Source organism: Micromonospora fiedleri (assembly GCF_016774385.1).
Taxonomy (GTDB): Bacteria; Actinomycetota; Actinomycetes; order Mycobacteriales; family Micromonosporaceae; genus Micromonospora; species Micromonospora gifhornensis.
The window spans coordinates 1-450 of sequence record NZ_JAETXL010000097.1; the positions used below are offsets into that span (position 1 = coordinate 1).

The 450-nt window shown below is 70.4% G+C and carries 2 pseudogenes; both read left to right on the forward strand.

From position 1 onward, the window contains the following. A pseudogene (locus tag JMF97_RS30805) lies at positions 1–151 on the forward strand (DUF1727 domain-containing protein); the annotation flags it as partial. Beyond that, positions 141–450 (forward strand): annotated as a pseudogene (locus JMF97_RS30810) (glutamine amidotransferase); the annotation flags it as partial. The pseudogenes JMF97_RS30805 and JMF97_RS30810, both read left to right, overlap by 11 nt.

The following is a 450-nucleotide window of genomic DNA, read 5'->3' on the forward strand; positions in this document are numbered from 1 at the left end:
GGCGGTCCGCCTCGACGTCAACGACGTACCGTTCCAGCACGTACGCACGTTCGACGACGCCGTACGGGCGGTACCGCCTGGGCGGCTGGAGGTCATCGCGAACTACACAGCGTTCCAGGACATCCGAGCGGAGTTGGACCGTGTCAACTGAGACCCTGCGCATCGTCTGGATCTACCCCGACCTGCTGTCCACCTACGGAGACCGGGGCAACGCGCTGATCCTGGCCCGGCGGGCGCGTCAACGCGGGTTCCCGGTCGAGGTGCCGGAGGTCCGCTCCGACCAGCCGCTGCCGACCACCGCCGACATCTACCTCATCGGTGGCGGCGAGGACGGGCCGCAGGCGTTCGGAGCACAGCGACTGCTCGCCGACGGCGGCCTGCACCGGGCCGTGGCCCAGGGCCCGGTGGTGTTCGGGGTCTGCGCCGGCTACCAACTGCTCGGCACCGCGT